Consider the following 14,768-nt stretch of genomic DNA (forward strand, 5'->3'; position numbering starts at 1 on the left):
TTTGCCGCCGTGACATTTTGTCGCATGCGTCGCCAACATGGGATTGGGTTAAAATGCAGGCATGTCATCACTAGCATCCATCACCAATCTGCGGCGCCTGCTCTGGCTGCGTGTAGTGATGATGTTTGCACTGGCGCTGGCCAGCATAGTCGCAGTGCAAAGCTTCCATTTTGCCCTGCCGATTGCACAGATATCTACCGCCATCAGCCTCATGCTCTGTATCAACTTGTTAAGTTGGCTACGCTTGTGGCGCAAGGCGCGCATACTGGAACCCGAACTGCTGGCGCAACTGCTGCTGGATATCGCATTGCTCACATGGCTGTTTTATAACACCGGGGGCTATAGCAATCCGTTCGTATGGATGTACCTACTGCCGCTCGCAGTAGCTGCCGTGGCCTTGCCCTGGCAGCATACCTGGCTGGTTGCCGCGTTGGTCATCGGCTGCTACAGCCTGCTGATGTTCTGGTACCAGCCCCTCACCATCACTGTTGGCGCGCACCTGCATGCCCATGGTGCAGCAACTGCCTATCACCTGCAGGATGAAGGCTTCAACCTGCATTTGCTGGGCATGTGGAGCGGCTTTGTAGTGAGCGCTATGGTTATCGCTTTTTTTGTCGAGCGCATGGGACGCAACCTGCGCGAATACGACAGGTTACTTGCACAGTCCCGAGAAAAAGTGCTCGCAAGCGAACGCATGCTATCGCTCGGGACATTGGCTACCGGCGCAGCCCATGAACTCGGCACGCCCCTATCTACCATGGCTGTGATTACACAGGACCTGGCCAAGGAGTACAGCAGCGACGCTAACCTGGCAGACTCACTGAAAATCCTGCGCAACCAGATAGACCAATGCAAGCAGATACTGTCCTCCATCACGGCCTCGGCTGGCATGATGCGATCTGAATCCAGCACGCGGATAGCACTGGATGAATTTATCAGGCAAATCGTCCGGCGCTGGCGCGACATGCGGCCGGTTACCCCTATCAGGCTGGAGCTACGTCTACCAGAGCCAGCCCCTGACATCACAGGAGACCTGGCATTAAGCCAAGCCATTACCAATCTGATCAACAATGCAGCTGATGCTTCACCTGAAGGTATTGAGCTCATTGCCAGCATCAAGGAACAATCACTATGGCTGGAAATCCACGACCGGGGACAATTTCCTGATGCATCCACTTTTGCCTCTATGGGACAGCCCTTCATCACCTCCAAACAAGCCTCTGGAGGTCTAGGACTGGGCGTATTTCTCGCAAAGTCCGTATTGGAAAAATTCAATGGGGAAATACGCTTCGGCCCGTTGGAGCCCCGAGGTACCTTGACTAGCATCAGCATCCCCATCGCCAACCTTGCAGTGAAGATCACCAAGTGAATACAGCCCTTGCCAGTGAAGACTATCCAGACCTGCTATTGGTAGATGACGACGAACTGTTTACCCAGGTACTGGCAAAAGCCATGCAAAAACGTGGCTTCAATGTCACTGTCGCACACAATGTGAGCGATGCAATTGCCATGACTGCGGAAGAAGCTCCCGAATACGCAGTCATAGACCTCAAGATGCCAGGGGATTCGGGACTCACACTGGTCAAACACCTCAACCAGATCGACAGCCAGACCCGTATTGTCGTACTCACTGGATATGCCAGCATTGCCACAGCGGTAGAGGCGGTCAAGCTGGGCGCCACGCACTATCTGGCAAAACCGGCAGATGCCGACCAGATATTGGCCGCATTTGAGCGTACCGAAGGGGATATCAATACCCCGGTGCCAAGCAATGCACTCTCCGTCAACCGGCTCGAATGGGAGCATATCCAGCGTGTACTACAGGAAAACGAGGGCAATATTTCTGCCACTGCACGCAGCCTGAATATGCATCGCCGCACCCTGCAACGCAAACTCAATAAATATCCGGCAAAAAAATAGCGCCGACGCTGGCCAAGCAGGCCGGTTTTATTAGCCCATTTGGACTAGCACAGCCCCTTCTCAAGGCCAGATTGTGATCTAATTCACCCTGAAGAATATATCGCCCATAGTTTTTTTGCTGAACGGATAACAGTTGAACGTGACAGAAAAGGCCAGATTAAGGCAAAATATCGGCTTTCTTATCTGCATCCCCTTAAAATCTTTAGCCTTTTAGTATTAATCCCCCGATAGCTCATGCTTTCTGAATTGGTACTGGAACAAAAACTTACGTGCGCCAAGCGCCATGTAACTGATGGAGAGTAAACATGTTGGATTACGTAATCGCCTTTGACAAGCTGCGCATCAGCGATGTGCCTGCAGTTGGTGGCAAGAACGCCTCTTTGGGCGAAATGATCAGCCAACTGACCGCCAAGGGCGTACGAGTGCCTGGTGGCTTTGCCACTACTGCCGATGCCTATCGCCAGTTCCTGGCAAAGGACGGGCTGGATCAGCGTATCAATGCTGAGCTCGACAGCCTCAATGTGGATGACGTTGATGCACTGGCTGCAACTGGCCAGAAAATCCGTCACTGGATTATCGACACTCCATTCCCACAAGAGCTGCAAGATTCAATTGCGGAGCACTACAAGACACTGACAGCTGACTCTGGCGATGACATCACGTTTGCCGTACGCTCCTCTGCCACTGCAGAAGACTTGCCTGATGCCTCATTTGCCGGCCAGCAGGAAAGCTTCCTGAACATTCGCGGCCTGGACAACATCCTGCATGCGATCAAGGAAGTGTTTGCCTCTCTCTACAATGACCGTGCTATCTCCTACCGCGTACACAAGGGTTTTGTCCATGCAGACGTCGCCCTATCCGCTGGTGTACAGCGCATGGTACGCAGTAACCTGGGAAGCTCCGGCGTGATGTTCACCATGGATACCGAGTCCGGTTTCCGTGACGTAGTATTCATTACCTCCTCCTACGGCCTCGGTGAGACCGTGGTGCAGGGCGCAGTCAACCCTGATGAGTTTTACGTGCACAAGCCTTTGCTGGCACAAGGATTCCCAGCTATCGTACGCCGCAGCCTGGGTTCCAAGCTGATCAAAATGGTGTTCAGTGACAGCAATGTTGCAGGCAAAAGCACCCATACCGTGGAAAACAGCAAGGAAGACAGTACCCGCTACTCCCTGCAAGATGAAGAAATTCTGGAACTAGCCCGTTTTGCCGTCATCATCGAACAGCACTACAAGTGTCCGATGGACGTGGAATGGGGCAAGGACGGCGTGGATGGCAAGCTTTACATCCTGCAGGCCCGTCCTGAAACCGTTAAGTCGCAAAGCGGAAACATCATTGAAAAATTCCAGATCAAGACTGAGGGCAACACCGCTGTCGTGACTGGCCGTGCAGTGACCCAGAAAGTAGGCTCTGGCCCGGTTCGTGTGGTCAAGCACGCTTCAGAAATGAATACGGTGCAACCAGGTGACGTACTGGTGGCAGACATGACTGACCCGAACTGGGAACCTGTCATGAAGCGTGCCTCTGCCCTTGTCACCAATCGTGGCGGCCGTACCTGCCACGCAGCGATCATTGCGCGTGAGCTGGGCATTCCTGCCATTGTCGGTAGCGTCAACGCTACCGATCTGCTGAAAGATGGCCAGGTCGTGACCGTCTCCTGTGCTGAAGGCGAAACCGGTTATGTCTATGAAGGCGCCATCCCCTTTACCGTAACCCAGGAAGAAGAAAAGAAGCTGCCACCATCACCGGTCAAAATCATGATGAACGTGGGCAACCCTGACATGGCGTTCAGCTTTGCCCAGATTCCTAATGAAGGTGTGGGCCTGGCTCGCCTTGAGTTTGTCATCAACAACATGATAGGCATCCATCCCAAGGCTATCCTCAATATCGGCGACGTGCCCGCAGACCTGCAAGAAGAAATCAAGCGCCGCGCCCGTGGCTACGAAAGCCCTCGCCAGTTCTATATCGACAAGCTGGCTGAAGGTGTTGCCACTATCGGCTCTGCATTCTGGCCAAAACCCGTCATTGCACGCATGTCGGACTTCAAGTCCAATGAATACCGCAAGCTGATTGGCGGCGAAATATATGAACCAGAGGAAGAAAACCCAATGCTGGGCTTCCGTGGCGCTGCACGCTATATTTCCCCAGACTTCCAGGATTGCTTCGAGCTTGAATGCATTGCCATGCGCAAGGTGCGCGAGCAATTGGGCCTGACCAACGTTGAGTTGATGATTCCTTTCGTCCGCACCCTGGATGAAGCACGCAAGGTAGTGGAAATCCTTGCCAAGCATGGCCTCAAGCGCGGTGAAAAAGGCCTGCGCCTGATCATGATGTGCGAAATTCCGTCCAATGCATTGCTGGCAGAGCAGTTCCTCGAATATTTCGACGGCTTCTCCATTGGCTCTAACGACCTGACACAGCTGTCACTCGGCATGGACCGTGACTCCGGCCTGGTGGCTGATGGCTTTGACGAGCGGGATCCAGCGGTGAAAGTATTGCTGGAAATGGCTATCAGCACTGCCAACCGCTTGAACAAGTATGTCGGCATTTGCGGCCAAGGCCCTTCCGATCATCCTGATTTTGCTGAATGGCTGGTCTCCAAGGGCATCAAGTCCATCTCCCTTAATCCGGATACCGTGATCAGTACCTGGCAACGTATCAGCAAATAAGCACACAGCTGACTGGAAAGTAAATGCAGAAACGCAGTGTATTTTTTATCTCCGACGGTACAGGTATTACCGCCGAATCCGTCGGCCACTTGTTGGCGCATTTTCCTACGGTCAGCTTTCGTCATATCAGGCTCCCATTCACCGACTCCGAACAGAAAGTGGAGGAGGCGCTGGTACGTATTGCCGAGGCAGAAACTACTGATGGCGTACGTCCCATCATAGTCATGACGCTGGTCAATACCGACCTGCGCGACAAGCTGAAGCAAAGCAATGCCTTGCATCTGGACGTATTCGGCTCCTTTGTGGACCCATTGGCAGAAGAGCTGCAGGAGCAGCCATCTCGCACCTCAGGCATTGCGCACAGCGTGCTTGGCAATAGCTATTACGAACGCATTGACGCCATCAACTTCACGCTCAACCACGACGATGGCATGACTGACTTTGGCTTGAGCGAAGCCCAGGTGATTCTGGTCGGCGTTTCGCGCTGTGGCAAAACTCCTACCAGCCTTTACCTGGCCATGCAGTTCGGTATCAAGGCCGCCAATTATCCGCTGATCCCAGAAGACCTGGAGCGTGGAACCCTGCCTGAAGCCTTGAAAAAACATCCGGACAAGCTCTATGGCTTGAGCATCAATGCGGAACGCTTGCACAGCGTTCGCAGTGAGCGTCGTCCAGACAGCCATTATGCGTCACTGGATAATTGCCGCCATGAAATCCGCTTGGCAGAAGACCTGATGCATCGTGAGAAAATCAGCTGGATTGATTCTACCAGCCGTTCCATTGAAGAACTCTCTACCATTATCCTGCAAAAAATACGCGTGAACTCCAACCACTAAACCTGGGCTCAGGTTTACATAAAACGAGGTTAAAGGGGCTTATGCCCCTTTTCTGCTTTTGGCACTGCCTCACTATCATTTGTTTTAGTTATCGTTAAAATAATTACAATCAATTTTTATTATTAAAACAAGCCCCTTATGATGAACACGTCCTTGATCACGATCATCTATCAATATCCTGTCGTTGATTAAGAGATTAATAAAAACCACTCATCAGCAAGGAGAAAGTCATGAGCAATCGCGTATTAACCACATCTGCCGGCGCGCCCGTTGCAGACGACGACAACAGCATCAGTGTAGGTCCTCGAGGTCCACTTACCTTCGACAACCATTATCTGTTTGAGAAACTTGCACATTTTAACCGTGAACGCATTCCCGAGCGTGTCGTCCATGCGCGCGGTACCGGTTCATATGGCACGTTCACCCTGACCAAGAGCCTGAGCAATCATACGATCGCCAGTTTCCTGCAGAATGTAGGTGACAAAACCGAGGTATTTGTGCGATTTTCCACCGTTGGTGGGGGCCAGGACTCCAGCGACTTCGCGCGCGACCCACGTGGTTTTGCCATCAAGTTTTACACTAAACAAGGCAATTTTGACCTGGTCGGCAATAATACCCCGGTCTTTTTCTTGAATGACCCGATCAAATTTCCGGATTTTATCCACTCACAAAAAAAGGATCCCCGCACCAACCTGCCCAACCCGGCAAATGCATTCGAGTTCTGGGCCAACCATCCCCAATCACTGCACCAGATGACCATCCTGATGTCTGACCGCGGCATCCCGGCCTCTTACCGCCATATGCACGGCTTCAGCTCGCATACATTAAGCTTCTGGAATGAACAGGGACAGCGCGTATGGGTCAAGTGGCACTTCAAGAGCAATCAGGGTATCAAAACCATTACTGGCGATGAAGCCGCAAAGCTTCCAGCCCATGGTGCCCAGCAAGATCTGGTAGCCGCTATCGAGCGTGGCGAATTTCCTTCATGGAGTGTCAAAGTGCAGATCATGACCGAAGCCGAGGCACGCCAATACAAAATCAACCCATTTGACCTGACCAAGATATGGCCGCACAAGGATTACCCATTGATTGAAATCGGCCAGCTGGAACTGAATCGTAACGTGGACAATTATTTTGCTGAAACCGAGCAATCAGCATTCGCCCCCAGCAACCTCGTTCCAGGTATAGCGGCTTCGCCAGACAAAATGTTGCAGGCACGCCTGCTGGCCTATCAGGATGCACACCGTTATCGTGTTGGGGTCAATGCCAACCAGTTGCCGGTGAACGCCTCCCGCTGTCCCGTGCATCACTATCAACGCGATGGGGCCATGGCAGGTGGCTGCCCGGTCACTGGTCACGGTGCCGCCAGCAGCGATCTTGCCAGCGTACCTAATTTCTACCCTAATGACAGTCAGACATCGCCCAGTCCGACTCCACAATATGCGCCTCCTCCCATGCCGATGCTGGAAAATGCATGGATTGGCTACCACGATCAGTCAGATGAGGACTACTACAGCCAGCCCGGTGATCTTTTCCGGTTGATGAATCCAGGCCAGCAACAGCAATTATTCAACAACATTGCAGGCGGGCTATCTCAGGCCAACGCTTCAATTCAGGAGCGCATGCTGGCACAACTGGCAAAGGTAGATCCTGCTTATGCAGAAGGTGTACGCCAGGCTATTTCCAGGATTGGAGTTGCCTGAGCCATCTGATTGATGGTCCAACCAAGGGGCGAAAGCCCCTTTTTCATTTGCATCAACTACATAGCACTCCGGCAAAAATTGCTTTAAGGTTGAGTCTGGGTATGGGCAGCCATGACCCAAACATACCAATATAAAACAGGAGAAGATAATGAATCAGTATGCACACTTAATTGGTCGTATCCTTATTGCGGTAATCTTCATAATTGCAGGGGCAGGCAAAATTGCTGATCCTGCAGGGACGGTGGGTTATATGGAGTCTGTCGGCGTTCCCGGCATCCTGCTATGGCCGACCATAGCCCTCGAGCTTCTTGGCGGGATTGCAATTATCGTGGGATTCCAGACCCGATTGGTGTCCTGGTTACTTGCGGTCTTTTGCATCGCAGCAGCCCTCCTGTTTCACTTTGACCTCAATGACTCGATGCAAACCATCCTGTTCCTCAAGGATCTTGCCATTGCAGGCGGATTCCTGATGTTGGCCAGCACCGGCACTCAAGGCCTGTCCGTGGATAAGCCCGGCCGCTAATTAACCCAAAAAATAAAAGCCCCGTAAATCCTGGATTTACGGGGCTTTTTGTTACTTTCATCGCCTCACCCGCTGACTGGCTCAAGGGTGAAGCCGATTCAGATCATACGATCAATAATTGAATATCAGAGACAACATTGCAGACCTGCCGGCCGCCACATTGGCGAAGTGCGTAGTGAATGTCTTGTCATAGTATCGCTTGTCCGTCAGGTTCAATACATTGAGCTGCAAGGTCAGGTTCTTGTCGATCTTGTAGCTGGACATGGCGTCAAACCTGGTCCATGAAGGCAGAATAATGGTATTGGCAGTGTTGGCGTACACACGGTCCATATAGTTCGCGCCACCGCCCACTGTCCATTTCTCCGTCACATTGTAAGTGGTCCAGACATTGGCGCTGTTCTTAGCAATGCCCGGGAACTCATTGCCATTGTTAACTGCATCTGTAGCACGCGGACCATTATTGACCAACTCGCTGTCAAGATAGGTGTAACCGCCAAACACCTGCCAGACCGGAGTCAATGAACCAGCAAAACCGATTTCAAAGCCCTTGACCTTCTGCTCGCCGTCCAGAGACGTTGTGGTGCCATCGGTCAATGTCACACGGGCATTGTCCTTCTCGGTGTGGAAGATCGCGGAAGTCAGGGACAGGTTGGTCAGCACGTCCCACTTGAAACCGATTTCGTAGTTCTTGGTACGTTCAGGCTTCAGGTTCTGGGTAGCTGCGCTGAGGTTTTCAGTACCGTCGCCATTAGAAGTGCCGCTCGCGGTTGAAGAAGTACCGTAAGAAACATAGACACTGGCATTGGGCTGAATCTTGTATACCAGACCGGCTTGGTAATTCCAGAATGCAGAATCATTATCCAGCTTGGTACGTACATTGGTTGAACTGTTCAACGCATCTGAATCTGTCGAATAGATATCACGGCGCAAACCTAAGTTCAATATCCAGTCCTTGGCAATCTCGGCACTATCAAACACATAGAAAGACTTGGTCTGTGTCCTGGTTTCTGTAGTGGTCGCCCCCTTGGCGACAGTACCTAGCCATGGATCAGATGGATTCGGATTATACAGGTCGGCGCAGACCGAAGTTACCGCAGTACATCCCGTTGCTCGCACATAGCCGTCTACCACGCTATAGGGCGTATTGGTGGTATCTTCATAGCTGTATTCAAAACCGGCGCTCAGGTTGTGCTTGATTTCGGCAGTATCGAACTTGACACTGAATTCGCTCAAGTTGCCGAAGGACTCGGTCTTGGAGTTACGGCTTTTGGATGAACGCCATACATAACCTCCTGGAATATTGCCAGCAGAGTCATCTGGATTGGTCACAATGTAGTCATTGGTGGAAACCGCATAGCGGGTCACGTTGCGGAAGCTGACGTCGTCATTGAACGCATGCTTGATGGTCGCCGTACCGGCATCGATTTCGGTCTTGCGGAAGTCGCGGTCTTTCAGGCCGTAGAAATTATCCTTGCTGATACCGCTTACAGGCTTGCGGGTCGTTCCCGCTGGTATGTTTGAGGTCAACGGCAGGCCGTAATCCGGCATATCGTCCGTCTTCAGCTTATAGTAGCTCAAGGTCATGGAAGTGGGCGAGTTCAGGCCGAAAGTGATGGACGGCGCAAATCCCCAGCGCTTCATATCCACGTCGTCACGGCCTGGAACATCCGCATCATGCGCCATGGCATTGATACGGATTGCGACATCCTCGCTCAACAGGTAGTTGACATCCAGGGTGCCGCGCTTGTATTGGTCAGTACCCAACCCTACGCTGCCCCGGACGAAATTCTCGGCCTTGGGGGTTTTGCTCACGATGTTGATGCTGCCGCCGCCGGAACCACGGCCATCAAATGCGCCGCTTGGCCCCTTGAGGACTTCGACTCTCTCGATATTGAAGATTTCTCGTGATTGCGAACCCAAATCACGCAAACCATCCACAAAGGTAGATGAGCTGGAATCATAGCCACGAATGAATGGGCGATCATTCATCGGTGTTCCACCTTCACCAGCACCAAATGTAATGCCCGGAACCGTACGCAATGCCTGTTCGAAAGTTGTGGCGCCTTGGTCTCTGATCAATTCTTCAGTAAGCACTGTGACGGACTTCGGTGTATCCAGCAGCGGAGCGGTAAATTTGCCAGAAGAAGCACGATCGACCTTATAACCATCGGCAACAGCATGTTCTTTTGTCATCTTGACTTCTACTTCAGGCAAGGTGCTGGGTTCGGCTGTTTTCGCAGTGTCAGCGACCTGTTCTGCCGCATATACTGACCCCATAGTGGAAAGTGCAATTGCCAGCGCAGATACACTAGGTTTGATGAGAAATAATGAAGAATGATCGGACATTGCTATTAAAAACTCCCTGCCAAGTTAGAATCCATTGACCTTTGCAATAGCCTGCAACTGTCAATTCATGTAAAAAATTTTGGCAGATTGTAATGCAAATAATTATTATTAATATAATATTTTGCATATTTATGGATTGTAAGGAAATGATAAAGATATCGATTCAATAGTTTCCGGAACACATATTTCTTTCTTATATAGCCGAAAGAATATACGCGGTATCAAACTTGGATATTGTTATTGATATGAAATATATCGTTTTCACAATTCCACAATATGAAATTGTGAAAACGATATATTTCCATTCATTGGATCAATCAATCGCGTCATAATGCCAACATCGTTCAACTTCTTCCTAACTTTTACTATAGGAGTGCCACAATGACCAAAGCCATCAGTTACGCGGCTCATGACCCCAAATCACCACTATCACCCTTTTCATTCGAGCGTCGTGAAGTGGGTGCCAATGATGTACAGATTGAAATTCTTTACTGCGGCGTCTGTCACTCTGACCTGCATCAAGCAAGAGATGAGTGGGGCAATTCCACATTTCCCATGGTGCCAGGACATGAAATTGTTGGACGTGTGACCAAGGTAGGTAATGCCGTCACGAAGTTCAAAGTGGGTGACCTAGCAGGTGTCGGTTGCCTGGTGGACTCTTGTGGCACCTGCCCCGATTGTGCTGAAGGCCTGGAGCAATACTGCAACAATTCTGTATTCACTTATAACAGCCCGGACAAGCATAATGGCAAATCTACTTATGGTGGTTACTCCAACCTGATTGTGGTTGACCAGAGCTTCACCCTCAAAGTATCGGAAAAACTTGATCTGGCCGCCGTTGCCCCCTTGCTTTGTGCCGGCATCACCACATATTCCCCTTTGAAGCACTGGAAGGTTGGTAAAGGCCACAAGGTAGGGATCGTTGGCCTAGGCGGCCTGGGTCACATGGGATTGAAGTTTGCTCATGCATTCGGTGCGCATACTGTGCTGTTCACCACCTCCCCAGGCAAGGCTGAAGATGCCAAGCGTTTGGGTGCGGATGAAGTTGTCATCTCCAAGAATCCGAAAGAAATGCAGCAACACCTGCAAAGTTTTGATTTCATCCTGAACACGGTGGCGGCTCCCCATGACCTCGACCAGTTTATGAGCCTGTTGAAACGCGATGGCGCCATGTGCCTCGTGGGTGTGCCTGATAGTCCACATCCCTCTCCTAGCGTAGGCAACCTGATTTTTAAGCGCCGTACACTTGCTGGCTCCCTCATTGGCGGCATCAAGGAAACTCAGGAGATGCTGGATTTCTGTGCTGAACACGGCATCACTTCTGACATCGAGCTAATCCCTATCCAGCAAATCAACGCTGCATTCGAACGCATGCTCAAGAGCGACGTGAAATACCGCTTTGTCATTGATATCGCGAGCCTGAAACAGGCTGCCTGATAATCAGCAGACAATAAAAAAGCACACCCTGGGGTGTGCTTTTTTTTATGGCTCGCTATTTTTTATACAGCAGGCTTTCTCTTCAAACTATCCCAGATCAACAAGGCCACCCCCACGCAGATTGCCGAATCCGCCACATTAAAGGCGGGCCAATAATAATCCTGATAATGGAAAAAGAGGAAATCCACTACATATCCCAGAGTGACCCGGTCATACAAATTACCTAGCGCCCCACCTAGCACCAGTGACAAACCTAGGCAAAACAGGGTTTGCCCGGGATGCTTGCGTAACAGGTTGATGATGATGGCGGAGGCAACCAGGGCAACTGCACTGAAAAACATGCGCTGCCATCCTCCAGCGCCAGCCAAAAAACTGAAGGCAGCACCTTCGTTGTGGTAGCGCACGAGATCAAAAAACGACGTCAGAGCGACATGATCACCATATTCAAGCGCACTCTGCACCAAATGCTTGCTGTAAAGATCCAACGCAATCACAACTGCGCTGAGGGCTAGCCATTTACGCATAATGCCTGGATTCGCCTTGACCAAACAGGTTGCTGACGCAGCGGCTGCAGATTGAAGGATGGACGGCATCAGCGCCTACATCAGCACGATAATGCCAGCAGCGTTCGCATTTTTGATACTTGCTAGGATTCACCACTACTTCCAGATCCCCGGCACGCTCATGCAGGGTGGCACGTGAAGTCATGAGCACAAAATGCAAGTCATCGTCCAAATGCTTGAGCGCTGCATAGGTATCACCACTGGCATAGATATCAAGCTCTGACTGCAGAGAAGCCCCCAGCTTGCCTTCTGCGCGCAGCCCTTCTATCGCCTTGTTGGAAACATTGCGCACCTCAATCACGACCTGCCAGGACCTCAGGCCCTGTTCATCCATGCCGTGATCCGGCAATTCGTACCAGGTTTCCTCAAACACGGTGGCATCTGGATTCATTCCCAGGGTCTGCCAGACCTCATCAGCGGTAAAACTGAGGATAGGCGTCATCAGGCGCATCAAGGCGTGAGTGATATGGTAGAGCGCACTCTGTGCAGAACGTCGTGCAAGGGAATCCGTACCGGAGGTATAAAGCCTGTCCTTGAGAATATCCAGATAGAAGCCTCCCAGCTCTTCAGAGCAAAAACCAACCAGTTTCTGTACCGCCAGATGCAGTTCGTAACGGTCGTAATCGGCCACTACCTGTTGCTGCAGCTGCGCTGTCAGGGCCACGCCATAGCGATCAAGCTCCAGCCATTGCTCCACAGGCAGCAGATCCTTGGCAGCATCAAAATCTGCCAGGTTGGCCAGCAGGAATCTCAGAGTGTTGCGGATGCGGCGATAACTATCGGTCACGCGCTTGAGGATTTCCTCGGACAAGGACATTTCACCGGAATAATCCGTGGAGGCAATCCACAGACGCAACATATCAGCCCCTAGGCGGTTACAGATATCCTGCGGTTCTATGCCATTGCCACGGGACTTCGACATCTTGTAGCCTTTTTCATCCACGGTAAACCCGTGAGTGAGCAAGGCATCATATGGCGCGCGGCCATCAATGGCACAACCAGTCAGCAGTGAAGACTGGAACCAGCCACGATGCTGGTCCGAGCCTTCCAGGTAAAGGTCTGCCGGGCTTTGCAGTTCAGGCCTGCGTTTCAACACTGCGGCATGAGTAGCACCTGAATCAAACCACACATCCAGCGTATCCGTGACTTTTTTGTATTGTCCGGCATTATCCGCTGCATGCTGCGCCAGGAAGGCTGCGCCATCCAATGAGAACCAGGCCTCTATACCTTGCTTCTCCACCTCCAACGCCACGATCTCCAGCAACCTCAATGTCTCAGGATGTGGCTCGCCGCTTTCCTTATGGACAAAGAATGGCATGGGCACACCCCAGTTGCGCTGGCGCGACACACACCAGTCAGGGCGATTCTTGACCATGGCTTCCAGGCGCGCCCGGCCCCACGCAGGAAAGAACTCGGTATCATCAACCGCCTGGTTGGCCAGCTCACGCAAGGTCTTGCCGCTCTTGCCCTCTTGCTTCATACCGATAAACCATTGATGGGTCGCCAGCTGCATCAGTGGCGTTTTGTGCCGCCAGCAATGCGGGAAACTATGGTTGAGACGTGCGCTTGCAAACAATACGCCCTTTTCCTGCAATACAGTCAGGATCACCTTATTGGCTTCCTGGCGTGCAAGCCCGCGTATGACAGCCAATTCGACCAGTTCGCTATTGAAGAATTTGCCATCGCCACCGATCAGCACGCGCGGCTTTTCATCAGGATAGTTGGCTCGCATCACCAACCAGTCATCATTACCATGTGCAGCAGCGGTATGCACCAAGCCGGTACCCGCATCCGTCGTCACATGGTCGCCAGTGATTACAGGCACTTGGCGCTGATCAAACGGGTGTTGCAACAACAACCCCTTGAGCGCTTCGCCCTTGGTGCTTGCCAGGACATGACTATCCGCCTCGGCATAACGCGCCAGAGTAGCCTCAGCTAACTCGTGCGCCAATACCACCAGGCCACGCGATGTCTGGATCAGGTCGTAATCAAGATCAGCGTTGACACTCACCGCCTGGTTGGCTGGCAGCGTCCATGGCGTGGTAGTCCAGATGACGGCATAGGCATCACCAGTCACCTGCGTATCGAAAGCCGCGCCCAGTGCAGCACTGTCGGCAAATTTGAATCCTACATCGATGGCTGGTGAATTTACGTCCTCATACTCCACCTCTGCCTCAGCCAGCGCCGAACCACAATCCACGCACCAGTGCACAGGCTTGGAACCCTGATATAGATAACCATTTTGGTAAATGTCGCCCAAGGCACGCATGATGTCAGCCTCGGTGCGAAAATCCATGGTGAGATAAGGATTATCCCAGTCACCTAGCACACCCAGGCGAATGAAATCCTGCTTCTGCCGCTCCACCTGGGTTTGCGCATACTCGCGACATAATTCGCGAAAACGGGCTGGAGGAATATCCTTGCCATGCTGTTTTTCCACCACCAATTCAATTGGCAAGCCATGGCAATCCCAACCAGGCACATACGGTGCATCAAAACCTGACAAGGTCTTGGACTTGACGATGATATCCTTGAGTATCTTGTTAACTGCATGGCCAAGGTGGATTGCGCCGTTCGCATAAGGAGGGCCATCATGCAGGATAAATTTCTTGGCGCCCTGGCGCGCGTCGCGGATGCGCTGATATACCTTTTTCTCCTGCCATGCCTTGAGCCAGCCTGGCTCACGCTTGGCCAGGTCACCACGCATAGGGAAAGTGGTTTCCGGGAGGTTCAGCTTGTATTTGGTGTTTTCGCTCATTAGTCTGTTTTCA

10 protein-coding genes are annotated in these 14,768 nt (G+C 51.8%); 7 read left to right on the top strand and 3 right to left on the bottom strand.

Features of this window, described 5'->3' with window-relative positions; all coding sequences use genetic code 11:
* Positions 1–61: 61 nt before the first annotated feature.
* From LG200_RS10955 to LG200_RS10980, 6 genes are all read left to right on the top strand, one after another.
* Positions 62–1,369: an ATP-binding protein gene (locus LG200_RS10955; protein WP_226757668.1), complete on the top strand. Its 1,308-nt coding sequence runs from the start codon at positions 62–64 to the stop codon at positions 1,367–1,369.
* A complete protein-coding gene (locus LG200_RS10960) occupies positions 1,366–1,920 on the top strand; it encodes a response regulator transcription factor (RefSeq protein ID WP_226757669.1) in 555 nt (184 codons plus the stop codon). Before LG200_RS10955 ends, LG200_RS10960 begins: the two co-directional genes overlap by 4 nt.
* A 305-nt stretch (positions 1,921–2,225) precedes the next feature.
* Positions 2,226–4,589 (top strand): phosphoenolpyruvate synthase, encoded by a 2,364-nt coding sequence (gene ppsA / locus LG200_RS10965; RefSeq protein ID WP_226757670.1) that lies wholly within the window; start codon positions 2,226–2,228, stop codon positions 4,587–4,589.
* A 23-nt stretch (positions 4,590–4,612) separates the two neighbouring features.
* Positions 4,613–5,425 (top strand): posphoenolpyruvate synthetase regulatory kinase/phosphorylase PpsR, encoded by an 813-nt coding sequence (gene ppsR / locus LG200_RS10970; RefSeq protein WP_226757671.1) that lies wholly within the window; start codon positions 4,613–4,615, stop codon positions 5,423–5,425.
* A gap of 230 nt (positions 5,426–5,655) precedes the next feature.
* The gene (locus LG200_RS10975; protein ID WP_226757672.1) at positions 5,656–7,128 is read left to right on the top strand and encodes a catalase; all 1,473 of its coding nucleotides are present in this window, start codon (positions 5,656–5,658) and stop codon (positions 7,126–7,128) included.
* A gap of 148 nt (positions 7,129–7,276) precedes the next feature.
* Positions 7,277–7,651, top strand: a complete 375-nt coding sequence (locus tag LG200_RS10980; RefSeq protein WP_226757673.1) for a DoxX family protein — start codon at positions 7,277–7,279, stop codon at positions 7,649–7,651.
* A 111-nt stretch (positions 7,652–7,762) separates the two neighbouring features.
* Here the strand turns inward: LG200_RS10980 and LG200_RS10985 are convergent, their stop codons facing one another.
* The gene (locus LG200_RS10985) at positions 7,763–9,997 is read right to left on the bottom strand and encodes a TonB-dependent receptor (protein WP_226757674.1); all 2,235 of its coding nucleotides are present in this window, start codon (positions 9,995–9,997) and stop codon (positions 7,763–7,765) included.
* A gap of 381 nt (positions 9,998–10,378) precedes the next feature.
* Here LG200_RS10985 and LG200_RS10990 point away from each other — a divergent pair, with 381 nt between their 5' ends.
* Complete coding sequence (locus LG200_RS10990; RefSeq protein WP_226757675.1) at positions 10,379–11,434, top strand: NAD(P)-dependent alcohol dehydrogenase; 1,056 nt, start codon at positions 10,379–10,381, stop codon at positions 11,432–11,434.
* 62 nt (positions 11,435–11,496) lie between these two features.
* Here LG200_RS10990 and lspA read toward each other — a convergent pair whose 3' ends face one another.
* On the bottom strand, positions 11,497–11,958 hold the full coding sequence (gene lspA, locus LG200_RS10995) for a signal peptidase II (protein WP_226757676.1): 462 nt from the start codon (positions 11,956–11,958) through the stop codon (positions 11,497–11,499).
* Positions 11,951–14,755: an isoleucine--tRNA ligase gene (gene ileS, locus LG200_RS11000; protein ID WP_226757677.1), complete on the bottom strand. Its 2,805-nt coding sequence runs from the start codon at positions 14,753–14,755 to the stop codon at positions 11,951–11,953. The genes lspA and ileS overlap by 8 nt, the downstream gene beginning before the upstream one ends.
* Between the last annotated feature and the right edge of the window lie 13 nt (positions 14,756–14,768).

The sequence above is a fragment of the Methylobacillus caricis genome, from assembly GCF_020532705.1.
GTDB lineage: Bacteria > Pseudomonadota > Gammaproteobacteria > Burkholderiales > Methylophilaceae > Methylobacillus > Methylobacillus caricis.

Coding starts and splice junctions, on each gene's coding strand:
- LG200_RS10955 (WP_226757668.1), top strand. CDS start 62: ATGTCATCACTAGCATCCATCACCAATCTGCGGCGCCTGCTCTGGCTG.
- ppsA (WP_226757670.1), top strand. CDS start 2,226: ATGTTGGATTACGTAATCGCCTTTGACAAGCTGCGCATCAGCGATGTG.
- ppsR (WP_226757671.1), top strand. CDS start 4,613: ATGCAGAAACGCAGTGTATTTTTTATCTCCGACGGTACAGGTATTACC.
- LG200_RS10975 (WP_226757672.1), top strand. CDS start 5,656: ATGAGCAATCGCGTATTAACCACATCTGCCGGCGCGCCCGTTGCAGAC.
- LG200_RS10980 (WP_226757673.1), top strand. CDS start 7,277: ATGAATCAGTATGCACACTTAATTGGTCGTATCCTTATTGCGGTAATC.
- LG200_RS10985 (WP_226757674.1), bottom strand. CDS start 9,997: ATGTCCGATCATTCTTCATTATTTCTCATCAAACCTAGTGTATCTGCG.
- LG200_RS10990 (WP_226757675.1), top strand. CDS start 10,379: ATGACCAAAGCCATCAGTTACGCGGCTCATGACCCCAAATCACCACTA.
- lspA (WP_226757676.1), bottom strand. CDS start 11,958: ATGCGTAAATGGCTAGCCCTCAGCGCAGTTGTGATTGCGTTGGATCTT.
- ileS (WP_226757677.1), bottom strand. CDS start 14,755: ATGAGCGAAAACACCAAATACAAGCTGAACCTCCCGGAAACCACTTTC.